The organism is Flavobacterium saliperosum, from assembly GCF_900100625.1.
Lineage (GTDB): Bacteria > Bacteroidota > Bacteroidia > Flavobacteriales > Flavobacteriaceae > Flavobacterium > Flavobacterium saliperosum.
On sequence record NZ_FMTY01000001.1, the window covers coordinates 236,833 to 261,502 of the forward strand.

Here is a 24,670-nt window from a genome sequence, read left to right on the forward strand (position 1 = left end):
CTTTTGGTTTTAAATACTATGCTAAAATATAAAATCCTAACAGTAAAATACTGTTAGGATTTATAAATATACTGAGAAATTTAGTTACTAGTAATTAAATTCTTCTTTTGCAGCCATTAGTTCGTTGAACTCCTCTTTAGAACCTACGATTGTGTTATCATAATCTCTCATACCGGTACCGGCAGGAATTCTGTGACCAACGATAACATTCTCTTTCAATCCTTCTAATCCGTCCACTTTACCAGCGACAGCAGCTTCGTTCAATACTTTGGTTGTTTCCTGGAACGATGCGGCAGAGATAAACGATTTTGTCTGTAATGATGCTCTTGTAATACCCTGAAGAACCGGAGTTGCCGTTGCCGGAACCACATCTCTTGCCACCACAATGTTTCTATCATTACGTTTTAACAACGAATTCTCGTCTCTTAGCTCTCTTGGAGAGATGATTTGACCTGCTTTTAAGTTTTCAGAGTCACCTGCATCTTCCACCACTTTCATTCCGTATAATTTATCATTTTCAACGATAAAGTCAGAAGTATGAGCCAGTTGATCTTCTAAGAATAGCGTATCTCCCGGATCCTGAATCTGAACTTTACGCATCATCTGACGAATTACAACCTCAAAGTGCTTGTCATTAATTTTTACCCCTTGTAAACGGTATACTTCCTGAATCTCATTTACCAAATACTGTTGCACAGCAGCAGGTCCTTTGATTCTCAAGATGTCATCCGGAGTGATTGCTCCGTCAGACAATGGCACACCCGCTCTTACGAAGTCATTTTCCTGAACCAGAATCTGACTTGATAATTTCACCAAGTATTTCTTAACCTCACCGAATTTCGATTCGATAACGATCTCACGGTTACCTCTTTTGATTTTTCCAAAAGAAACAACACCATCGATTTCAGAAACTACTGCCGGGTTCGAAGGATTACGAGCCTCTAACAACTCGGTAATTCTCGGTAAACCTCCGGTAATATCACCTGCTTTCGAAGAACGACGTGGGATTTTCACTAAAATTTTACCCGCTTTAATTTTCTCTCCGTTGTCCACCATTAAGTGAGCCCCTACCGGTAAGTTGTACGAACGAATCAAATCGCCGTCTTTTCCGTAGATTAATAAAGTTGGGATTAATTTTTTATTTCTGCCTTCTGTAATTACTTTTTCCTGGAATCCGGTTTGCTCATCGATTTCAACCATGAACGATTGTCCTTGTTCGATATCTTCGTAAGCCACCTTACCTGTAAATTCAGAGATGATTACACCATTATACGGATCCCATTTACAGATAACATCACCTTTAGCAACAGTCTGACCATCTTTAACGAAGATGCTTGAACCGTAAGGGATATTATGTGTATTCAATAGGATACCTGTTTTCTCATCTACCAATTTCAATTCCGTTGAACGGGAGATTACGATATCCACAGCGTTTCCTTCGTTATCTTCCCCTTTAACCGTTTTCAAATCTTCGATTTCCAATCTACCTGCAAAACGAGTGATGATGCTGGACTCTTCTGAGATACCTCCTGCAACCCCTCCAACGTGGAACGTACGAAGTGTTAACTGTGTACCCGGCTCACCAATGGATTGCGCTGCAATAACCCCAACGGCTTCACCTCTTTGTGTCATCTTACCGGTTGCCAGGTTACGACCGTAACATTTAGCACAGATTCCTTTCGGCGCTTCACAAGTAAGCGGTGAACGAACATCTACTTTTTCTACCGGAGATGCATCGATTGCTTTCACAACTGCTTCAGTAATTTGCTCTCCAGCGTGAATCATTACTTCTCCGTTTAACGGATTAATCACATCCTGTAAGGCAACACGTCCTAGGATTCTTTCTCCTAAAGATTCTACAATCTCTTCGTTTTTCTTTAAAGCCGAAACTTCAACACCTCTTAAAGTACCACAGTCTACCGAATTTACGATAACATCCTGAGATACGTCATGTAAACGACGCGTTAGGTAACCCGCATCCGCCGTTTTAAGCGCCGTATCCGCAAGACCTTTACGCGCACCGTGCGTAGAGATGAAGTATTCTAAGATCGAAAGACCTTCTTTAAAGTTCGATAAAATCGGGTTTTCAATAATTTCACCACCACCAGCAGTTGATTTTTTCGGCTTAGCCATCAAACCACGCATACCGGTTAACTGACGAATCTGTTCTTTCGATCCACGCGCTCCAGAGTCAAGCATCATATACACCGAGTTGAAACCTTGTTGGTCTTCTCTAATGTTTTTCATTGCCAACTCGGTAAGCTGCGCATTCGCTGAAGTCCAAATATCAATAACCTGATTGTAACGCTCGTTATTGGTAATAAGACCCATGTTATAGTTCATTGAGATACCGGAAACCTGTTCTCTGGCATCTGCAATCAATTGTGTTTTTTGTTCCGGGATACGGATATCTCCTAATGAGAATGACAAACCACCTTTGAAAGCGAATTTGTATCCCATATCCTTCATATTATCCAAGAAGGCAGCCGTTGTAGGTACATCAGTAACACTTAAAATGTGACCGATAATATCACGCAACGATTTTTTAGTCAATACCTCATTGATATATCCAGCTGCTTCAGGTACCACTTCGTTAAATAATACTCTACCGGCAGTTGTTTGGATGATTTTGTATACCAACTCACCATTTTCGTTGAAATCCTTCGCTCTGATTTTAACACGAGCATTCAACTCTACTCTTCCTTCGTTCAAAGCAATGTTCGCTTCTTCCGCAGAATAGAAAGTTAAACCTTCCCCTAAAATCGGGTGCTCCGGAGTAGACAAACGCTCTTTGGTCATATAGTAAAGACCCAAAACCATGTCCTGAGAAGGTACCGTAATAGGCGCACCATTTGCCGGGTTAAGGATATTGTGAGAAGCCAACATTAACAATTGTGCCTCTAAAATAGCCTCTGGTCCTAACGGTAAGTGAACCGCCATCTGGTCACCATCAAAATCCGCGTTGAACGCCGTACATACTAACGGGTGCAACTGAATCGCTTTTCCTTCGATCAATTTCGGCTGGAACGCTTGGATACCTAATCTGTGTAACGTAGGAGCACGGTTTAGTAATACCGGGTGGCCTTTAATTACGTTTTCAAGGATGTCCCATACTACCGGCTCTTTTTTGTCGATGATTTTCTTAGCCGACTTCACTGTCTTAACAATTCCTCTTTCGATTAACTTACGAATAACGAATGGTTTGTACAGTTCCGCAGCCATATCTTTTGGAAGACCACATTCGAACAATTTCATTTCCGGTCCAACAACAATTACCGAACGAGCAGAATAATCCACACGCTTACCTAATAAGTTCTGACGGAAACGACCTTGTTTTCCTTTTAAGGAATCCGAAAGTGATTTCAATGGTCTGTTTGATTCTGTTTTAACAGCAGAAGCTTTTCTTGTGTTGTCGAATAACGAGTCTACAGATTCCTGCAACATACGTTTTTCGTTTCTTAAGATTACTTCCGGTGCTTTGATTTCCATTAATCGCTTCAAACGATTGTTACGGATGATGACACGACGGTAAAGGTCGTTCAAATCGGAAGTCGCGAAACGACCACCATCAAGCGGCACTAACGGACGTAATTCCGGCGGAATAACAGGAACCACTTTCATGATCATCCATTCCGGACGATTTTCGCGGTTTTTGTTAGAATCACGGAACGATTCCACTACCTGAAGACGTTTTAATGCTTCTGTTTTTCTTTGTTTAGACGTTTCATTATTCGCCGCGTGACGCAAGCTGTAAGACAACTCATCCAAGTCAGTACGCGCCAATAAATCCATGATACATTCCGCACCCATCTTAGCGATGAATTTGTTAGGATCATTATCATCCAAATATTGGTTTTCCATCGGAAGGGTATCTAAAATATTCAAATACTCCTCTTCCGTTAAGAAATCCAATCGCTGTAACGATTCGCCGTCTGCGTTTTTAGCGATACCTGCCTGAATAACCACATATCTTTCGTAGTAGATAATCATGTCTAATTTCTTAGACGGTAAGCCTAAAATGTATCCGATTTTGTTTGGAAGTGAACGGAAGTACCAGATATGAGCGATAGGCACCACCAAATTGATGTGACCTACTCTGTCTCTACGCACTTTTTTCTCAGTAACTTCAACCCCACATCGGTCACATACGATTCCTTTGTATCGGATTCTTTTGTATTTACCACAAGCACATTCGAAATCTTTTACAGGACCGAAAATTCGTTCGCAGAAAAGACCATCACGCTCAGGTTTATGAGTACGATAATTGATGGTTTCGGGTTTTAACACCTCACCTCTTGACTCGGCCAAGATGGATTCTGGCGATGCTAAACCGATCGAAATCTTGTTAAATCTCTTAATCGTATTTTTATCTTTATTTCTATTATTATTCATCATAGTTTTTACTATTGATTTATTTGCAATTAAAATTTGATTTAAGACTTATGTTTTACTCTTAAAAGAGTCAAATCATTACGCTGCTACCTCGAATTACTTCTCTAAACTTCAAACTCAAATTTGAAGTGCTAGTTATAAAATGCCGTGCATTATTATAAAAAATCGGAACGGGTTACGGGTATAAATCCTAAAAACTTTATAAATGAGTAATCAGCCCCGAAAAAATCGGGACTGAAAACTATTTCTTTTTTATTCTTCTAATCGGATGTCTAATCCAAGACCTTTCAATTCATGCATCAATACATTGAATGATTCCGGTAATCCTGGCTCCGGCATAGTTTCACCCTTAACGATTGCCTCGTAAGTTTTCGCTCTACCGATAACGTCATCCGATTTCACTGTCAAGATTTCTCTCAAAGTACTTGAAGCACCATACGCCTCAAGAGCCCAAACCTCCATCTCTCCAAAACGCTGACCTCCGAACTGTGCTTTACCTCCTAAAGGCTGCTGCGTGATCAATGAGTATGGACCGATAGAACGTGCGTGCATCTTGTCATCAACCATGTGTCCTAATTTCAACATGTAAATTACACCTACGGTTGCCGGCTGATGGAAACGCTCTCCAGTTCCTCCGTCATACAAATACGTATGACCGAATCTTGGAACGCCCGCTTCGTCTGTTAAGGCATTAATCTGGTCAAGAGAAGCTCCGTCAAAAATTGGCGTAGCATACTTTCTTCCTAATTTCTTACCTGCCCATCCTAATACAGTTTCGTAAATCTGTCCGATGTTCATACGAGATGGTACCCCTAGTGGATTCAATACGATATCTACCGGCGTTCCGTCTTCTAAGAATGGCATATCTTCCTGACGAACGATTTTCGCAACGATACCTTTGTTACCGTGACGACCTGCCATCTTATCTCCCACTTTCAGTTTACGTTTCTTAGCGATATATACTTTAGCTAATTTCAGGATACCTGATGGTAATTCATCTCCAACAGTGATCGTGAATTTCTCTCTACGTAAAGCACCTTGTAAATCATTCAGCTTAATTTTATAGTTGTGGATCAAGTCATTTACCATAGCATTTGACTCGTCATCTGTTGTCCACTGACCTTTCGTTAAGTGAGCGAAATCTTCAACCGCGTAAAGCATTTTTTGCGTGTATTTCTTACCTTTTGGCAATACTTCCTCACCCAAATCATTCATTACACCCTGAGACGTTTTACCGTTAACGATTTCGAATAGTTTCTCAACCAACTTGTCTTTCAACTCGTTGAATTTCACTTCAAACTGCGTTTCCAAAACTGCTAAATCGTCTTTATCTTTAGAACGTTTACGCTTATCTTTTACCGCTCTCGCGAATAATTTTTTATCTAAAACCACACCGTGTAAAGATGGAGATGCTTTTAATGAAGCATCTTTCACGTCACCCGCTTTATCCCCGAAGATCGCTCTTAACAATTTCTCTTCCGGAGTAGGATCTGATTCACCTTTTGGTGTAATTTTTCCGATCAGGATATCGCCAGGTTTAACCTCTGCTCCGATTCTGATCATACCGTTTTCATCCAAGTCTTTAGTAGCCTCTTCAGAAACGTTTGGAATATCATTCGTTAATTCTTCGTTACCCAATTTCGTATCACGAACTTCTAATGAATAATCGTCAACGTGGATGGAAGTAAAGATATCATCACGAACCACTTTTTCAGAAATTACAATCGCATCCTCGAAGTTATACCCCTTCCAAGGCATGAACGCTACCTGTAGGTTTCTACCTAAAGCCAACTCTCCGTTTTGCGTTGCGTAACCTTCACAAAGCACCTGTCCTTTAGTCACTCTGTCCCCTTTTCTTACGATTGGTTTCAGGTTGATGGACGTACTCTGGTTGGTTTTTCTGAACTTGATTAACTGATACGTTTTCTCATCCGGGTCGAAGCTAACAGCACGTTCTGCATCCGTTCTATCGTATTTGATAGTAATCATGTTTGCATCTACATACTCAACAACTCCTTCACCTTCAGCATTGATAAGTACACGAGAATCGGTAGCTACCTGACGCTCAAGACCAGTTCCAACAATCGGTGCTTCAGGACGTAACAATGGTACAGCCTGACGCATCATGTTTGATCCCATCAACGCACGGTTCGCATCATCATGCTCCAAGAACGGAATCAACGAAGCTGAAATCGAAGCGATCTGGTTTGGTGCTACGTCGGTATAATGAACCGCCGTTGGATCCACAACCGGGAAGTCACCCTCTTCACGAGCAATAACGTTCTCAGCCGTAATTTTACCGGTTTTGTCCATTTCGATGTTTGCCTGAGCAATCATCTTCCCTTCTTCTTCTTCTGCACTTAAATAAACAGGAGTGGAAACTAAATCTACAGTACCGTTAGTTACCTTACGATATGGTGTTTCGATAAAGCCCATTCCGTTTACTTTCGCATAAACTCCAAGAGAGGAGATCAAACCAATGTTTGGTCCCTCCGGTGTTTCAATCGGACATAAACGTCCGTAATGCGTATAGTGAACGTCACGCACTTCGAATCCGGCTCTTTCACGGGAAAGACCTCCAGGTCCTAGGGCAGACAATCTTCTTTTGTGTGTAATCTCTGCTAATGGATTCGTTTGGTCCATGAACTGAGATAACTGGTTGGTTCCGAAGAAAGAGTTGATAACCGATGATAATGTTTTCGCATTGATCAAATCGATTGGCGTGAACACCTCGTTATCACGAACGTTCATTCTCTCACGGATTGTTCTTGCCATACGGGCAAGACCTACACCAAATTGTGCCGACAATTGTTCACCAACTGTTCTAACACGACGGTTGGATAAGTGATCGATATCATCAATCTCAGCTTTAGAGTTGATCAATTCAATCAAATACTTCACGATAGTGATAATATCCTCTTTGGTCAACACTTGTTTTTCCATTGGGATATCCAAACCTAATTTTTTGTTCATTCTGTAACGACCAACTTCGCCTAAGTTATAACGTTGATCCGAGAAGAACAATTTATCGATGATGCCACGAGCCGTTTCTTCATCAGGCGGTTCTGCGTTACGCAACTGACGGTAGATGTGCTCTACAGCTTCTTTTTCTGAGTTTGTAGGGTCTTTTTGTAACGTGTTGTGGATGATTGCATAATCCGCCTGATTGTTGTCTTCCTTGTGTAACAAGATAGATTTCACGTTAGCGTCTACAATTTCTTCCACGTTGTCTTTATCTAAAAGCGTATCACGATCTAAGATAATTTCATTACGCTCGATAGATACTACCTCTCCTGTATCCTCATCCACGAAATCTTCGTGCCAAGTGTTCAATACACGAGCAGCAAGTCTTCTACCGATATATTTTTTAAGACCGGATTTTGAAACTTTGATTTCTTCTGCAAGGTCAAAAATTTCAAGAATGTCTTTATCTCTTTCGAATCCGATGGCACGGAAAAGAGTGGTTACCGGTAATTTTTTCTTTCTATCGATATAGGCGTACATTACGCTGTTGATATCGGTAGCGAATTCAATCCAAGAACCTTTAAAAGGAATTACTCTGGCAGAGTATAATTTTGTTCCGTTGGCGTGGAATGATTGTCCGAAGAAAACACCCGGTGAACGGTGTAACTGAGATACTACAACACGTTCTGCACCATTGATAACGAATGTACCGCTTGGTGTCATATACGGAATTGTACCTAAATATACATCCTGTACAATTGTTTCGAAATCCTCATGTTCAGGGTCTGTACAGTATAGTTTTAAACGTGCTTTTAACGGCACACTATACGTTAAACCTCTGTCTATACACTCTTCAATTGTATAACGGGGTGGATCAACAAAGTAGTCAAGGAATTCCAATACGAACTGATTTCTTGTATCAGTGATTGGGAAGTTTTCCATGAAGGTATTATAAAGACCTTCGTTTCCTCTTTCGTCGGACTTGGTTTCCAATTGGAAAAAATCCTTAAAAGATTTTACCTGAATATCCAGGAAATCCGGATAGTCTGGGATGTTTTTCGTCGAGGCGAAATTTAATCTTTCAGTCTGATTTGTTAACATCAATGGACAAAATTTTGATTAAAAAAAGTAGCTTTTGTGTAAACACACAGTTGTATTTTACTTTCTTCTTAATAACCGATACATCTTTGAAAATGAACAGAAAGTTATAATTTCATTTTCTTTCTTCGTATTGACTATTATTTTCGTATTTCAAACTATTTTCAAAACAAATTTTAACAATAATTTATTATACGCAAAATGGTTTAGGCCTTGGAAAGAACTTCCAAAGGCCTAAACCTAAATTATGTAACTTAGTTTGGCTTATTTAAGCTCAACTACAGCTCCAGCCTCTTCTAAAGCTTTCTTAAGACCTTCTGCTTCGTCTTTAGAAACACCTTCTTTAACGTTAGTTGGTGCAGCATCTACTAAATCTTTAGCTTCTTTAAGACCTAAACCAGTTAATTCTTTAACCGCTTTAACAACTCCTAATTTAGAAGCTCCAGCCTCTTTCAATACTACAGTGAATTCAGTTTGCTCTTCAGCAGCACCTGCATCACCTCCACCAGCAGCAACTACTACAGCTGCAGCAGCCGGCTCGATACCATACTCGTCTTTTAATATTGTTGCTAATTCGTTAACTTCTTTCACTGTTAAGTTAACTAATTGTTCTGCGAATTGTTTCAAATCTGCCATTTTTCTATCTTTTAAAATGATTTGTAAAATATATTAATTAATTAGTGCGCAATTTATTCAGCTCCCTCTTCGTCTTTGAATTGGTTCTTAAGAGCAGAAATAACTCTTTGAGCTGGTGATTGTAATAATCCGATGATTTCTCCGATAACCTCTTCTTTCGATTTAAGAGACGCCAATGAATCAAGTAAGTTATCTCCAATGTAGATTTCTGAATTGATGAAAGCACCTTTTAATACAGGTTTATCCGATTTTTTACGGAATTCTTTGATGATTTTTGCAGGAGCATTTGCCGTATCTGCAATTAATATAGAAGTGTTCCCTTTTAAAACAGTCGATAACTCACCGAAGTTGCTTTCAGAAGCTTCCATTGCTTTTTCAAGTAATGTATTCTTCACAACCTCTAATTTGATACCCGCTTTAAAACAAGCTCTTCTTAAATTTGAAGTAGTCTCTGCATTTAATCCAGAAATGTCTGCTAAATAAACAACATTCACACCAGCTAACTGTGCAGTTAAATCTTCAATCGCGATTGATTTTTCTTCTCTAGTCATACTAAAAATTTTTAACTACCAATTAAACTGCCTTAGGATCTAAAGCAATTGCAGGACTCATCGTAGATGAGATGTGGATACTTTTAATGTAAGTACCTTTCGCTGCAGTTGGTTTCAATTTGATTAATGTTTGAATAATTTCGTGAGCGTTCTCCGTGATTTTTTGAGCATCAAAAGAAATTCTTCCGATTCCAGCGTGAACGATACCTGTTTTATCAACTTTAAAGTCGATTTTACCAGCTTTAACTTCTTCAACAGCTTTCGCTACATCCATAGTTACAGTACCTGTTTTAGGGTTAGGCATTAAACCTCTTGGACCTAAAACACGTCCTAACGGACCTAATTTACCCATAACAGCCGGCATAGTGATGATTACATCAATATCAGTCCAACCGTCTTTGATTTTTTGTAAATAGTCATCTAAACCTACGTGGTCTGCACCCGCAGCTCTAGCTTCCGCTTCTTTATCCGGAGTAACTAATGCCAATACTCTAACGTCTTTTCCAGTACCGTGAGGTAAAGTAACAACGCCTCTTACCATTTGATTCGCTTTTCTAGGATCTACCCCTAATTTCACTGCGATATCAACAGACTCATCAAATTTTGCAGAAGCAACTTCTTTAATCAATGCAGATGCATCTTTTAAAGAATATAGTTTGTTCTTCTCAATTTTTGCTGCAGCCTCTTTTTGCTTTTTTGTCAATTTTGCCATGTCTTTTTCTTTTTACGATTAAAAAGGAGCTGTTCCTGATACTGTTATACCCATAGATCTAGCTGTTCCGGCAACCATGCTCATTGCTTTTTCGATTTCGAAAGCATTTAAGTCGGCCATTTTGTCTTCAGCGATAGTTCTAATTTGATCCCAAGTAACGTTAGCTACTTTTTTACGGTTTGGTTGCCCTGAACCAGACTTTAATTTAGCTGCCTCTAATAATTGAATTGCAGCCGGTGGCGTTTTAACAACAAAGTCAAAAGACTTGTCTTTATACACAGTAATTTGTACTGGTAAAACTTTGCCAGGTTTATCTTGTGTTCTAGCATTGAACTGCTTACAGAACTCCATGATGTTAACTCCAGCAGCCCCCAAAGCAGGTCCAACCGGTGGCGAAGGATTCGCGGCACCTCCCTTAACTTGTAGTTTAACTACTTTACTAATTTCTTTAGCCATTTTTAAAAAAATTTAGCACATCTATCAATTGGAAGCGATTGATGTGGGTTTATTATATGTAACGATATTATACTTTTTCAACTTGCATGAAACTCAATTCCAATGGGGTTTTTCTTCCGAAAATTTTCACCATCACTTCAAGTTTACGCTTCTCTTCATTCACTTTTTCAACAGTTCCATTGAAACCATTGAAAGGTCCGTCCACCACTTTTACAGTCTCTCCAACCGTGTAAGGAATAGCAACGTTATCCACTTTCACAGACAACTCATCCACTTTACCTAACATTCTGTTTACTTCTGCCTGACGCAACGGAACCGCCTCACCACCTTTTGTTTCACCCAAGAAACCAATTACACCGGTAATCGATTTAATGATGTGAGGGATTTCTCCGGTTAAGTTAGCCTCAATCATAACGTATCCAGGAAAGTACACACGGTCTTTGCTGATTTTCTTTCCGTCACGCACTTGTACCACTTTTTCAGTAGGCACCAATACCTGAGAAATGTAATCGCCCATACCCAAACGGTTAATTTCCGTTTCGATATAGTTTTTCACCTTGTTCTCCTGTCCGCTAACCGCTCTAACTACATACCATTTTTTGACATTATTATCAATCATATCAAAAAAATTAAGCTTTTAACCAATTAAAGAAAAACCCTAATGCTTTAGCAAAAACGGAATCAACTCCCCAAGTCGCCAACGCAAATAAGATAGAAAATAAAGCCACTATTATAGTTAACTTTTGCACTTCAGCCCATTCCGGCCAAGTAACATTTGATTTTAACTCTTCAAATGCTTCCGTTATGTAATTAACAACCTTTGTCATTATATATTGCTTTTGCACGGGCGGAGGGATTCGAACCCCCATCAACGGTTTTGGAGACCGCTATTCTACCCTTGAACTACGCCCGTTTGTTAAAAAACCAGCAGCGAACTGCTGGTTTTTATTATAATTGACTATGAATTAGTCTAAGATTTCAGTTACCTGACCAGCACCTACTGTTCTACCACCTTCACGGATAGCGAAACGTAAACCTACTGATAAAGCGATTGGGCTTAACAAAGTTACATCAATTGTTAAGTTATCACCTGGCATAACCATCTCAACTCCTGCAGGTAAAGAAATAGTACCTGTTACGTCAGTTGTACGTACGTAGAACTGTGGACGGTAGTTGTTGTGGAATGGAGTGTGACGTCCACCTTCTTCTTTTTTCAAGATATACACCTCAGCTTTGAAGTGAGCGTGTGGTTTTACAGATCCTGGCTTAACAATAACCATTCCTCTTTTGATATCTTCTTTGTTGATACCACGTAATAATAAACCTACGTTATCTCCAGCTTCACCTCTATCAAGGATTTTACGGAACATCTCAACTCCAGTAATTGTAGAAGTCAATTTCTCAGCTCCCATACCAATGATTTCAACAGCATCACCTGTATTAGCAATACCAGTTTCGATACGACCTGTAGCAACAGTTCCACGACCTGTAATTGTAAATACGTCTTCAACCGGCATCAAGAAAGGCTTATCAACGTCACGAGCAGGTAGCTCAATCCAGTTATCAACCGCTTCCATTAATTCCATCACTGTAGCAACCCATTTCGGCTCACCGTTTAAAGCTCCTAACGCAGAACCTTGAACAACTGGTCCGTTATCACCATCATATTGATAGAAAGACAATAAGTCTCTGATTTCCATCTCAACAAGCTCTAACAATTCAGCATCATCAACCATATCCACTTTGTTCATGAATACTACCATTCTAGGCACACCAACCTGACGACCTAAAAGGATGTGCTCACGAGTTTGTGGCATTGGACCATCTGTAGCAGCAACTACCAAGATAGCACCGTCCATCTGAGCAGCACCAGTAACCATGTTCTTAACGTAATCCGCGTGACCTGGACAGTCAACGTGAGCGTAGTGACGGTTAGCTGTAGAATATTCTACGTGAGAAGTGTTAATAGTAATACCTCTTTCTTTTTCTTCAGGAGCGTTATCGATCTGGTCGAATGATTTAGCTTCTGATAAACCAGCATCAGCTAATACTTTAGTAATAGCAGCAGTTAAAGTTGTTTTTCCGTGATCTACGTGTCCGATAGTACCAATATTTAAATGGGGCTTCGAACGATCAAAGGTTTCTTTTGCCATGATTTAATAATTTAATCTTAGTTATATAATTAGTGTTCAAATTTACATAATTGAGCCAATGACGGGAATTGAACCCGTGACCTCTTCCTTACCAAGGAAGCACTCTACCCCTGAGCTACACCGGCTTTTGTGCATTCAGGAGTCAGTTTTCAGAATTCAGTCACCCAAATCCTTACTTCTAAATCCCTAATCCGACAATCATCGCATCGCTTTGATGATTTTTGTGGGGAGAGCAGGATTCGAACCTGCGAAGATGTAATCAGCGGATTTACAGTCCGCCCTCGTTGGCCGCTTGAGTATCTCCCCCACTTTTCTTATTTTCAGTTAGTTAAACCACCAGAGCCGATAGAGGGACTCGAACCCACGACCTGCTGATTACAAATCAGCTGCTCTAGCCAGCTGAGCTACACCGGCAATTACAATAAAAAAAGTCCGCTATTTCTAACGGACTGCAAATGTAGGGAATTTATTTTTTAATCAAAATAAAATCTGTTTTTTTTTCATATTTATATATGTGTTCTTATTTTTTCTTTTCTCTTCAACAAAAGGCGTTCCAACGAATCCACCGATAAGTCTACCGCTTCTTCAAAAGTTTTACTCTGTTTTTTAACTACAAAATCATCACCGGGTACCATCACTTTAACTTCAACTATCTTATTTTCCTTATCACTGGTGTTGTCCAGTTTTAAAAAAACGTCGGACGACACCACTTTGTCATAATACTTTTCTAATTTATCTAATCGCTCCTGAACAAAATCTACTAGTTTTCTATCAACATTAAAGTTAACAGCATGAACATTTACCTTCATAATAAAAATTTTATTGGGTTAAACTTTGAATTACTTTTGGTTGCGCGGATGTGCATCTTGATAAACTCGCTTCAATTCAGCCAGACTGCTGTGGGTGTAGATTTGAGTGGAAGATAAACTTGCGTGACCTAACAATTCTTTTACTGAATTTAAATCGGCGCCATTGTTAAGCAAGTGGGTTGCAAATGTGTGCCTAAGAACGTGGGGACTCTTCTTTGTTTTTTCAGAGACAGTACTAAAGTAATCATTTATTAATCGATACACAAACGATTCACTTACTTTATGACCGTTTTTATTTAATATTAACAAATTCTTGTTTTCAATGGTATTTAGTCGGCTTCTCACCGTAAGATAACGATTTAATAACGCAACCGTACACTCCAAAAGCGGCAGAATTCTCTCTTTATTGCGTTTTCCCAAAACCTTCAACGTCTTAGCATAAACATTGTAATTTCCGGCTTCCAAGGCAATCAATTCGGCGCGACGCATTCCGGTAGTGTAAAAAAGCTCAATAATCAATCGGTTACGGATTCCTTCAAAATCATCCGGATAATCATTTTCCTCAAAGACCATGTCGAGTTCCTTTTCCGAAAACGGTATCTGTACTTTTTTGGGCGTTTTTAGGGATTTGTGCTTTTGAATCGGATTCACCTCAATTTGCTTCGACTTTAAGAGGAATTTATAAAAAGACTTCAGCGAAGACATCTTTCGGTTCACCGAAGTATTGGAAATGCCATTTTCTACCAAAGAAACAATCCAACTACGCACCTGAGAGTAGTTAACCGTTTCCAAAACCGAATCCGCATCGTGCACTTTAAGAAAACTTTCAAATTCAGCCACATCATTCAGATAGGCCATAAGCGTGTGCGGAGAATAGTTTTTCTCTTTCTGAAGATAATCGCGGTACGCCTGTTGGGAAGTAATCATAAAAAAACCGTTAGTAACAAAGTTATAAAACTTCGCGTACTAACGGTTATATATTTATTCAAAAAAATACTAGCTCTCCAAAGAGTCTCTTAAGTTTTGAATGTAAGCTGCTTTTTGAATCTGAGCTCTTCTTGTTACAGATGGCTTAGTGAAAGCTTGACGTGCTCTTAACTGACGAACAGTTCCGGTCTTGTCGAATTTTCTTTTATAGCGCTTTAATGCTCTATCGATATTTTCTCCGTCTTTAATTGGTATAATTAACATAATCTAGACACCTCCTCTCATTTAGGCTGCAAATGTACATTCTTTTTTTTAAATACAAAATAATTAATCAAAATACACTACTATATTTCCATCAGAATCCCTTGTCATCGTTGCAGAATAACCACCGTTAGTCCAAGAAATCTGAGCAGGAGAACTGCAATTATCTGGATCATTTAATGTTACATATCCAGCTGCCAAGACACTACCTCCAGGACTAAGATACTGGAACTTCACAATGCTAAAATTAGGCAAACCATATTTTGTTTCACAAAATGCCGGGCTAACTGGATTTGAATTGACGTACCAATTTTGCGGTCCGAAATCCGAAAACGTAACCCTATCAAACTCTACTGTGTTAGCGTTAATCAACAGTCCATCACGAGTCACAGAATGAGTACAATTCATTTCTGCAGCCCCCACACCATATCGAACTCTTACGTTTGATGAATTCATAATTGTGAGAGATTGAGCTGAAGACACAGCATTAATTAAAAGAAAGCAATAAAAAAAAATTTTCATAGATATTTGATTTAGTTGATTTTAATTTTCGCAAACAAATGATATCGCGCATTAATATGAATCAAAAACGCACAACATAGATTTATTATTTCGCACTACTATTTAACAGCCGGTTTGTAATTTTGTTTATCGATAATCATTTTGGACAAAATCTCTTTCAAGATTTCTGATGTTCCGCCACCAATTGGACCTAAACGACTGTCTCTAAATAAACGTGCTAACGGATATTCTTCCATATAACCGTATCCTCCTAACATCTGCAAACAACTGTAAATGGTTTCATCGGCCACTTTTGTTGATTTTAATTTTGCCATTGTAGCCTCTTTTACCACATACTCTCCTTTATCCAATCGGGCTACGGCAGCATAATTAAATATCTTGCAGTGCTCTACATCCGTGGCGTGTTCCACCATGGTGTGACGTAATGCCTGGAATTTATTGATTGTCGTTCCAAAAGCTTCGCGTTCAGCCATATACCCTATCGTATATTCAATAGCATACTCGGCTCTTGCATGAGCATTGATTGCCATAATTAAACGCTCTAAAGCAAAATGCTGCATGATATACGGAAACCCTTTACCTTCCTCTCCCATTAAATTTTCTGCAGGAATTTCAACATCATCAAAGGCGATCTCAGCCGTGTCCGAGGCTCTCCATCCTAATTTATCCAATTTCGTGGCGGAAATCCCTTTTGTATTGGCATCTACCAAGAACATACTTATCCCTTTATTCCCAAGTTCCGGACTTGTTTTTGCGGCAACCACATAATAATCCGCGTAAACCCCGTTTGTTATGAAGGTTTTGGAACCATTAATAACATATTTATCTCCTTTTTTTACAGCTGTTGTGCGCATTCCGGCAACATCACTGCCGCCAAAAGGCTCTGTAATACACAAAGCGCCTATTTTATCACCGGAAATGCTCGGCGCCAAATAGTCCTGTTTGATTCGCTCATCACCCTCTGCATTCAAATGGGTCATTGCCAAATAGGAATGCGCCCACATGGCAGCAGCAAAACCGGACGAGTTTATTTTCTGCAGTTCCTCCAAAAAGACAACCGTGTAAAACAAATCCAAATTCAACCCACCATATACTTCAGGATAACGTATCCCGAAGAAGCCCATTTCACCGAACTTTTTCCATATAAATCGCTCGATAGTCCCGGTTTTTTCCCATTTTTCAATATGTGGAACGACTTCTTTCTGCAAAAAATCTCGTAAACTTTCCCTAAATAATTGATGCTCTTCTGTAAAGTATATTGAATTCATTTTAAAATTGTATTGTGGTTTGTTTGTTTAAAAGTCCAAATATAAGGCAATTATATCAACTTTTTCAACAGGGAAATCCTTAATTTTTCTTAAATCTTCTTTACTTTTTATCGCGCCATGCATACTTCGGTAAGTCACAATCTCTTTCGCCTGATAATATCTAAAAAATGGCAGCTTGGTCATTTCTTTAACCGAAGCATTATTAATATCGAGTTTTGTTATTGTTGGCTTGACCAAAATCTTAAAATGTTTGTTCAGGTTTTCGATTACTTCCGGCGACAATCCCCAAACATCGTTCATTTGTTCCATCGACACAAAAGCACCCAATTTCTCACGTTCTTTCAAAATACGTTCCGAGAGACCGGGACCAATGCCGTACACTTTCATCAGTTCTTCCTGCGTGGCCGCATTGATATCGGCAATAACGATTTTCGATTTTATATCAACTGTTTGTTTCGGATACTCTTTATAAAATGAATTGGCATTCTTTTTGTTTTTGACCCAATCCGGAAATTTGAAATAGGGCGACATCTTAGCCAACAACGCATCGGATACTTTGGTTATTTTTTGAAATTCTTCAGCCGAATTGACAAACTTGTTTCCTTTCCGGAATTGATGCAGACGATCAATTTCATCCACGGTCATTCCGAGAGTATACCCCTTGTAATCGGAAATGAAATTCGGATTGAACGGATAGATTTTATGCGTTTCGGCACCTTTCAAAAGCTTCAGACTGTCAATTTCCGATTGAACCGCAAGCCACTCCTTCGCTGTGTCACTTTCGGATTGAATACCTGAAACACTCTTGAAAAAATAAAAACAGTACCCCAACTGAATCCCAATCATCAGCAAAATAAGCGCAACAATACCACTCCGCTGTTCACGGGTGTATTTAAAAAAAGACGTAGTTTTCATAAATCAGGGAAGTTTACAAATCAAATACCGAACTGCGTTTCGTGTAGACCATATCTTTTAAGCGAAGTAAAAACGCCAATGTAAGATACACGCCAAACCAAAGTCCGACCGTAAAAAATGAAATGTAAATAAAAAACAAACGAACGCTGGTGGTTCGCATGCCCAAACGATCGGCCAAACGCGAAGAAACTGCGAAGCCGTGTTTTTCAAAAAAGTGACGTATAGTAGTTATCAGTCCCATAGTACAAATGTAATTTATTTCTTCAACAATTCGATTCCAATTCCGCACTGCAGGCATTTTTTATGATTGCAATACTCGTTTTTAAGCTGTAATAAGGTTTGCGAGTCCAAAGCATTTTCAACAGTAATTCCGAAACCGGAAAACTTATCGACAACTGCGTTTTTCTCCGGTGCAATGGCTTCTAAAAAACCCATCAGTTCTTCCGCCACTTCTTTCCCCAAATGCTTTGCATAGACAAACCGAAGCGGAATAATCGTGTTCACTATCAGCAAATCAATAAAAGCAGAAGTTAAACCTTTTCGTTTTTTGGGGCTTTCCTTATCAAACTGATAATGGGTTTGCCAATAATCGGAAACCTTCACGTCGAAAACAGCATACAATTCCGAAACCGTTTCGGCAGTTGTAACGATTGAAAACAGATTGTTCCGCTGATGATACAATTGCGCCAATTGTGCCAAACGAACGGTCGGGAAATTATCGGGTCGGAGTTTAAAAAAATGCAGCGGCTCTACGAAAACACTTTTCAGCTGGTGTTTTTCGGACAGATACTGCCATCGGGATTGCAAATCGCCATAATAAACATCCTGCTTGTCTTCCGTCAGTAATCCGGCGCGACCAAAAAACAAGGCTTCCAGATTTTCTACCTCAAATTTTTCTTTTCGGATTACCGAAAACGGAATGGAATCGGCCATGCTGAAAAACGAATCGCCGTTGGTATTGAGTCCGAAGTTTTTAGCCAAAAAACAAAACAGGGTGGCTTCCCAATCGTTTTCATTTTGACGAAGCCGAGCTATCATTGGCATGGCTTTTCGTTCCAAACGCTCAAAAAACAAACGCTCCTGCCAGTTTTTAAAAACAAAACTGTCAATAGCCGGCAGATCCTTTTCGCAATAAATCCACGATTTAAAAGAGGAAAGAGACAAATAATTCCCCAAGAGTTCCTTATCGACATAAGTTTTAAGTTCCAGCACCGGGATTTCCGAATTGTCCTTTCGAAAAACTTCGGCGTCGTGTTCCCAAACCACGTGCAAAATAACATTATGATATGCCGGGTCATTTTGATGATGATGAAGATACCAATCGGAAGACCTGAGATGAATTTCAACATTTCCGGCCCATTGCTGATTTCCGATGCGGAGTTGTGCATTGAAAAAGTCAGGTCCGGCCTGTTGCAGATACTTTCCCGGATGAAGAATTTGAAGGGCTTCCCCCTGAACGGTAAACAATTGGATACAGGCAAACTTTCTGTATTGCCAGATGTGGTGTAAAAAATCTTCTTGCATGGCGTATAAAAATAGAGTACTAATGTATGAAAAAAATTATCTTTGTTCCACAACGCAATTAAAAAAAATGAAAAAAAATCTTACATTATTATTTTTCTTTTGTATCGGAACCCTATTGGCACAGGTAAAAAACATTTCTCCGAAGGGGTACAAAATCACTTATCTGAAAAGCTCCAACGGAAAACAACTTGAGCAACAGGATCCGATTTTGGTTTTCACAAGCGAACTGGAAACCTTAATCACCTCTGAGAATATTCACAACGGCAAAGCCGATTTGCCTTACGAACAAACAGTTGTAAAACACGCTAAAAACGAAATCACGCAATTCAGCCGACTGGGAACGTCAAATTGGATAAGTACAACGGACAGCACTTCGCTAGCCAAGCAAACTTTTGAAATAACGACGGAAAGTAAAAAAATTCACGGATACAACTGTCTGAAAGCCAAAACCAGTATCAATTCGAATACCATTGAACTTTGGTTTACGAAAGATTTGAATGTAAAAGGAGCGCCAACGGTGCTGGGTCAGCATCTGGGATTGGTTTTGGAAATGGTACGCAACGGAAACTTCGTTATTACCGCAACGAAGATTGAAAAATTGAAAAAAGCCATGGTTCAACCGACAAGCCTTATTTCCGACAAACACCAAAAAGTGGATTTGTTAACCTATCGCGACCTGTTATGGAAAAGTCGTTTCACGACCATTCCCATATTCGATAACGAAACCATCAATTTTTCAGACACTTCGAAATCCAACGACAGTATTTTACGATTTGCAAACGGCACCGTTATTCTGAAAAAAGTCAGACTCCCTAAAATTAATTCCGGGAGTCAGGTATTTGTCGATGTACTGGAACAATCGAATGGCGATGCCTATGATCGTACCGGATCGGTTTTCGTAATTCCAACGGATGCTAAAATTTCATTTTTGGACGGATTAAAAAACGGCTCCAAAACACTTCCGGTATTTGAAAACGGGAATGGAAAACAGTACCAAGGTGTTATTCGAACTCCCGATTACACTCCGTTATTGGAATTAATGCGCTTCTTTACCCCTTTCGGTATCAAACAATTCAATCATATTCAGTTAAAAGACAAAACGTGGCACGAAGCCGTACCGTACCGTCAGGACATTTCCGAATTGCAATCCCAACTGAGCGAAAAAGAACTTTGGATTGGCACCTTTATTGGAAATTATGACAAAGGCGGTCATAAAATATCCATGAACATTACCATTCATAACGAAGAAAATGCGAGTGCAAAAAACACTTTTGCCTTACCGCTTTTCAACACGACCAACGTAATGGAAATGGCCGGACAGGAATATGCCACCATGTTTAACCGTGACAAAGGTCTTGAAGTTACTTTCACGTTGACCAATGACGTAAAAAGTGCCAAACTGCGCTACATCACTACTGGCCACGGAGGATGGGAAAACGGAGATGAATTCGTTCCCAAAAAAAACACCATTCTGTTGAACGGAAAAGAAATCCATGCTTTTATCCCTTGGCGTCAGGATTGTGGTTCGTACCGTTTGTTTAATCCGGCGTCGGGTAATTTCCCCAACGGATTATCCTCTTCCGACTACAGCAGATCCAACTGGTGTCCCGGAACAGTGACAAATCCAACCCTGATTGATTTGGGGGATTTGAAAGCGGGAAAACATACGATTCAAATCGTGATTCCGCAGGGCGCTCCGGAAGGCACGAGTTTCAGTGCCTGGAATGTTTCGGGCGTTTTGATTGGCAACTAAAATAAAAATAACCGCCGATTCGCAGATTAAGTTCTAATCCGCAAATCGGAGATACAATTTCCGAAATCCTAAGCTATCGAGAACATAGTCGATTAGTCAGATAAGCTAATAATCAGACGATATTGAAGTTGGATTTAGCCTTAACGAATTTGGATATCCCTTTTAATCGAAATAATAAAAAAGCCGCCCAGTGTTTGAGCGGCTTTTTTGTATCCCTTATTTTATCGAATTGATAATGTCGTGTTTTGTAATGATGTGGTGTTTTCCGTTTCCTAAATCCACCAACACCGCTTGGTTTTCTTTGTTGATTAATTTGGAAACTTCGTCTACCGGTGTTCCCAGCTTCACGATTGGATAAGCAGCACCCATCACTTCGCGAATTGGTTTTTCCGCCACATTCTTATCAGCCACGTAGCTTTGGAACAAATCCGTTTCGTCTACAGAGCCTACAAATCCGTTGATATCGATAACCGGGATTTGTGAAATTTTGTGTTTGCGCATACGATCAATCGCGTGCGAAACCAATTCTTCCGTGCGCACGATTACCAATGGTTTATCGATGTGTTCTTTGATCAAATCTTCCGCTTTGGTGATTTCGTCTTCCAGATACCCTCTTTCGCGCATCCAATCGTCGTTGAAGATTTTTCCAACGTAACGCGATCCCGAATCGTGGAACAACACAACCACCACATCGTCCGGACCGAATTCGTCTTTTAACTGCAACAATCCTTTGATGGCAGAACCGGAAGACATTCCCACGAACAATCCTTCTTCCAAGGCCAATCGGCGTGTATAAACTGCTGCGTCTTTATCAGTTACTTTCGTAAACCCATCGATTAAATCGAAGTTTACGTTTTGAGGCAGAATATCCTCTCCGATACCTTCCGTTACATACGAATACACTTCGTTCTCATCGAAAATACCGGTTTCCTTGTATTTCTTGAATACCGAACCGTAGGTATCCACTCCCCAAATTTTAATGTTCGGGTTTTTCTCTTTTAAATATTTCGCTACACCTGAAATCGTACCTCCGGTACCTACACCCACCACAAAGTGCGTTACTTTTCCGTCGGTCTGTTCCCAGATTTCCGGTCCGGTTTGTTCGTAATTGGCTTTGGTGTTCGACAGGTTATCGTATTGGTTAACGTACCAAGAATTAGGCGTTTCTTCGGCTAACCGTTTTGAAACCGAATAGTACGAACGCGGATCGGTTGGTTCCACATCGGTAGGGCAAACGACTACCTTCGCTCCAACAGCCCGCAGGATATCCATTTTCTCTTTGGACTGCTTGTCGGTGATTACGCAAATCAGTTTGTAGCCTTTGATGATGGCTGCCAACGCCAATCCCATTCCGGTGTTTCCTGAGGTTCCTTCAATGATGGTTCCTCCCGGTTTTAAACGACCGTCTGCTTCGGCATCTTCCACCATTTTAAGCGCCATACGGTCTTTACAGGAATGTCCCGGGTTGAAGTACTCCACTTTCGCCAAAACCAAAGCGGGAATCTCAGCGGTAATCTTATTCAATTTGACCATGGGCGTGTTTCCGATGGTACCTAATATGTTTTCTACGTATTTCATTGCAATGTATAATTTACTTTTTACAGTTTTAAGCCTGTAAATATATTGATTTTAAACAGGTTTCCAAAAGGAAAATGTCTTGTATAGCCCCGATGGGAACGGCATCCTTTTTATTGGGATTTGTTTTTACAAATTCCGATAAAAAGATACAGTGGACAGCGGGAGGAGGCTTCTTATAACAACCTGAGGGCTGCTCCAAAAAACTAACTGAAGAATGTCCAGATTACCCCGAAGCGCACCATAAAGTCACGGTACGGATAATTGGGCGCCGTATAATAATCGTATCCGGTAAAACTGGAGTTAAAGTGTTCGGCTTTAAGGAAAACGCGGAACGTTCTGATTTTGGCATTGATAAAGAAATCCATCATTGGGAAGTCGCCGATATCCTTCTGATTTTGAATATAGAATTCCCCCAGCAACGGGTTGTAATCGTTGGCTTTGTATTTGGAAAAATAATTGAGTGTCACACCGGTTTGCAAAAACAATGCTTTTTTGAAAAAGTAGTTACTGTAATACAACGTGTTTCGGGTAGTGAATTTTGGTACGTTAAGGATTGGATCGGCTTGTTCGACCTGTTGGAACAAAACAGTATTGTCCAATCCGAAATTCCAAAATTTAAAATCCTTTCCGGCTTTCACCGACAAATAGTTAATGGTTTTATCGTATTGGAACGGTTTTACGATTAACTGATCGGCGATTCCGAATTCGTTGAAGGTTGGGTTTGTGTTTGCGAAGAACAAATGATCATTCAAAACCGTGTATTGCGCCGAAGCCTCCAACCATTGCGTTTTGGCTTCGAATTCAATACTGTTGATTTTCTCGTTTTTAAAGCTATTGAACCAGTTGTATTCCTTGTAATCACTCTGATACAAAACGTAGTTCATATTGGGCAACTTGTTCATGTTTTGGTATTTGAACGAAAAACTGTTTTTGTCGTTCAAAGTATAGCGGATATTGGCTTCCAGATTGGTCAACGATTGCTTTGTGACGGAATTGGAAATCAGGAAAGTGCCTTTCCATTTGTCTTTCTGATAGACGTATTGCGCCCCCCATGTATTGATCTTGTCATTACTGTTGTTAGGCACAAAAGTACCTGAAGACTGTACAACAGTACGCTTGTAAAAGTAATTGTATTGAAAATCTTCCACAAAGAAATTAAAGTCGCCAAGGGTTTTATGGGAATAGGCCAAACCGAGTTTATTGTACATTCGGTTATATCGCGTTTTGTTGTTAATGGAAGTGGCATAACTTTCTCCCAAACGGTCGTTGGCGGACATAATAAATTCGAAAAACTTATATTCGTAATTGAACTGATGATTCACTACAATACTGCTTGGCTTTTTGCTCAGCTTAAATGCGTGATCTACAAAAAAGCGGTTTCCTTTAAGCAGGGATTTGGCATCATCAAAATAAATATCCAAACGCGGTCGTTCGGAGTACAAATTGTCGCCCTCTTCAAATTGGGACAGCGTGGCGATACCGCCGTTTTCCTGATTCAGGATATCCTGCGCAGTAATATGGGTTTTCAAAAAGTAGCGCTTATCGGAAGTGTTGTAACTGGCAATCAATTTGAAATTTCCGGTACTGGCCAATTGGTTTTTGTATTTACCGAGGGAACGGAGTCCTTTATAACCTACAGAAATATTAAAATTCTTTGAAGTGTTGGCTGAGACGAAGGCATCCAGGTTTTGGCCTTGTTCCATAACGGATTTGAAATACAAATCGGAATACGGTGTGGGGACATTATAATAATTGATATCGCGGACTTCAAGATAATTGAAATGTTTGGCCAGGAAACCGAACTCGGGAAAAGGATTGAAAACGGTTAACCCATAATCGAGAGTATTGTAGGTTTGCCCTTCGTTAAGGAATTGCAATAGTCCGAACGTGTCTTTACGCAAGTAATTGAATTTGTATTCCCGCTGAATGGTAAGCGATGTATCTACAACGATAGTGTCCCGTTCAATGGTAATAATCTTATATAAATCTACAGGAGCTTTTATTTCGGCTCCGGCTTTGGAAGTGTTATTTTTCAACTGCAAATCGTCCTCTTGAGCAAAAACAGAAAAAGAGAACAACAGCAATAAACAAAAAAGACCTAGTCTCATAAATTTTAATTAGAAGACAAAGGTAATCAGATTTCTATAAATT

General features: G+C 39.8%; 20 protein-coding genes and 4 tRNA genes. 1 reads left to right on the forward strand and 23 read right to left on the reverse strand.

The genetic code is table 11. The annotated features are described in order from the left end of the window. Positions 1-87: 87 nt before the first annotated feature. The 21 genes from rpoC to BLQ05_RS01280 all read right to left on the reverse strand — a co-directional run bounded on the left by rpoC (position 88) and on the right by BLQ05_RS01280 (position 19,188). Complete coding sequence (rpoC, locus tag BLQ05_RS01180) at positions 88-4,395, reverse strand: DNA-directed RNA polymerase subunit beta' (RefSeq protein WP_035653840.1); 4,308 nt, start codon at positions 4,393-4,395, stop codon at positions 88-90. Positions 4,396-4,644: 249 nt separating this feature from the next. After that, on the reverse strand, positions 4,645-8,457 hold the full coding sequence (gene rpoB, locus BLQ05_RS01185) for a DNA-directed RNA polymerase subunit beta (RefSeq protein WP_023575316.1): 3,813 nt from the start codon (positions 8,455-8,457) through the stop codon (positions 4,645-4,647). Between the two features lie 261 nt (positions 8,458-8,718). Beyond that, entirely contained in the window at positions 8,719-9,090 is a 372-nt protein-coding gene (rplL, locus tag BLQ05_RS01190; RefSeq protein ID WP_023575317.1) for a 50S ribosomal protein L7/L12, read from the reverse strand. A gap of 53 nt (positions 9,091-9,143) precedes the next feature. Then, entirely contained in the window at positions 9,144-9,641 is a 498-nt protein-coding gene (gene rplJ / locus BLQ05_RS01195) for a 50S ribosomal protein L10 (RefSeq protein ID WP_023575318.1), read from the reverse strand. A gap of 22 nt (positions 9,642-9,663) precedes the next feature. After that, the gene (gene rplA / locus BLQ05_RS01200; RefSeq protein WP_023575319.1) at positions 9,664-10,353 is read right to left on the reverse strand and encodes a 50S ribosomal protein L1; all 690 of its coding nucleotides are present in this window, start codon (positions 10,351-10,353) and stop codon (positions 9,664-9,666) included. A gap of 18 nt (positions 10,354-10,371) precedes the next feature. After that, on the reverse strand, positions 10,372-10,809 hold the full coding sequence (rplK, locus tag BLQ05_RS01205) for a 50S ribosomal protein L11 (protein ID WP_023578346.1): 438 nt from the start codon (positions 10,807-10,809) through the stop codon (positions 10,372-10,374). A gap of 67 nt (positions 10,810-10,876) precedes the next feature. Next, positions 10,877-11,428 (reverse strand): transcription termination/antitermination protein NusG, encoded by a 552-nt coding sequence (gene nusG / locus BLQ05_RS01210; protein ID WP_023575321.1) that lies wholly within the window; start codon positions 11,426-11,428, stop codon positions 10,877-10,879. A gap of 10 nt (positions 11,429-11,438) precedes the next feature. After that, on the reverse strand, positions 11,439-11,636 hold the full coding sequence (gene secE / locus BLQ05_RS01215; protein WP_023570835.1) for a preprotein translocase subunit SecE: 198 nt from the start codon (positions 11,634-11,636) through the stop codon (positions 11,439-11,441). Between the two features lie 15 nt (positions 11,637-11,651). Next, a tRNA-Trp gene (locus BLQ05_RS01220) sits at positions 11,652-11,722 on the reverse strand. Positions 11,723-11,774: 52 nt separating this feature from the next. Further along, a complete protein-coding gene (gene tuf, locus BLQ05_RS01225) occupies positions 11,775-12,962 on the reverse strand; it encodes an elongation factor Tu (protein ID WP_023575322.1) in 1,188 nt (395 codons plus the stop codon). A 53-nt stretch (positions 12,963-13,015) separates the two neighbouring features. After that, positions 13,016-13,087, reverse strand: a tRNA-Thr gene (locus tag BLQ05_RS01230). Between the two features lie 99 nt (positions 13,088-13,186). After that, a tRNA-Tyr gene (locus BLQ05_RS01235) sits at positions 13,187-13,268 on the reverse strand. Positions 13,269-13,302: 34 nt separating this feature from the next. Further along, positions 13,303-13,376: transfer RNA gene (locus BLQ05_RS01240), tRNA-Thr, on the reverse strand. Positions 13,377-13,468: 92 nt separating this feature from the next. After that, positions 13,469-13,771 (reverse strand): ribosome hibernation-promoting factor, HPF/YfiA family, encoded by a 303-nt coding sequence (gene hpf, locus BLQ05_RS01245; protein ID WP_023575323.1) that lies wholly within the window; start codon positions 13,769-13,771, stop codon positions 13,469-13,471. A 30-nt stretch (positions 13,772-13,801) separates the two neighbouring features. Next, positions 13,802-14,698 carry a tyrosine-type recombinase/integrase gene (locus BLQ05_RS01250; RefSeq protein ID WP_023575324.1) on the reverse strand — a complete coding sequence of 299 codons (897 nt, stop codon included), beginning with the start codon at positions 14,696-14,698 and terminating at the stop codon, positions 13,802-13,804. 69 nt (positions 14,699-14,767) lie between these two features. Beyond that, the gene (rpsU, locus tag BLQ05_RS01255; RefSeq protein WP_023578350.1) at positions 14,768-14,962 is read right to left on the reverse strand and encodes a 30S ribosomal protein S21; all 195 of its coding nucleotides are present in this window, start codon (positions 14,960-14,962) and stop codon (positions 14,768-14,770) included. Positions 14,963-15,025: 63 nt separating this feature from the next. Further along, the gene (locus BLQ05_RS01260) at positions 15,026-15,481 is read right to left on the reverse strand and encodes a hypothetical protein (RefSeq protein WP_035653841.1); all 456 of its coding nucleotides are present in this window, start codon (positions 15,479-15,481) and stop codon (positions 15,026-15,028) included. A gap of 98 nt (positions 15,482-15,579) precedes the next feature. After that, entirely contained in the window at positions 15,580-16,749 is a 1,170-nt protein-coding gene (locus BLQ05_RS01265; RefSeq protein ID WP_035653842.1) for an acyl-CoA dehydrogenase family protein, read from the reverse strand. A 27-nt stretch (positions 16,750-16,776) separates the two neighbouring features. Beyond that, complete coding sequence (locus BLQ05_RS01270) at positions 16,777-17,664, reverse strand: ComEA family DNA-binding protein (protein WP_023575326.1); 888 nt, start codon at positions 17,662-17,664, stop codon at positions 16,777-16,779. A gap of 13 nt (positions 17,665-17,677) precedes the next feature. Beyond that, entirely contained in the window at positions 17,678-17,905 is a 228-nt protein-coding gene (locus BLQ05_RS01275) for a hypothetical protein (RefSeq protein ID WP_023575327.1), read from the reverse strand. Between the two features lie 14 nt (positions 17,906-17,919). Next, positions 17,920-19,188, reverse strand: coding sequence for a DUF2851 family protein (locus BLQ05_RS01280; RefSeq protein ID WP_023575328.1), 1,269 nt, complete (start codon positions 19,186-19,188; stop codon positions 17,920-17,922). 67 nt (positions 19,189-19,255) lie between these two features. Between BLQ05_RS01280 and BLQ05_RS01285 the strand changes: the two genes are divergently transcribed. Then, the gene (locus tag BLQ05_RS01285) at positions 19,256-20,941 is read left to right on the forward strand and encodes a GLPGLI family protein (protein WP_035654032.1); all 1,686 of its coding nucleotides are present in this window, start codon (positions 19,256-19,258) and stop codon (positions 20,939-20,941) included. 216 nt (positions 20,942-21,157) lie between these two features. Here the strand turns inward: BLQ05_RS01285 and BLQ05_RS01290 are convergent, their stop codons facing one another. Next, positions 21,158-22,519 carry a pyridoxal-phosphate dependent enzyme gene (locus BLQ05_RS01290; RefSeq protein WP_023575330.1) on the reverse strand — a complete coding sequence of 454 codons (1,362 nt, stop codon included), beginning with the start codon at positions 22,517-22,519 and terminating at the stop codon, positions 21,158-21,160. Between the two features lie 203 nt (positions 22,520-22,722). Beyond that, positions 22,723-24,627 carry a putative porin gene (locus BLQ05_RS01295; RefSeq protein ID WP_023575331.1) on the reverse strand — a complete coding sequence of 635 codons (1,905 nt, stop codon included), beginning with the start codon at positions 24,625-24,627 and terminating at the stop codon, positions 22,723-22,725. Between the last annotated feature and the right edge of the window lie 43 nt (positions 24,628-24,670).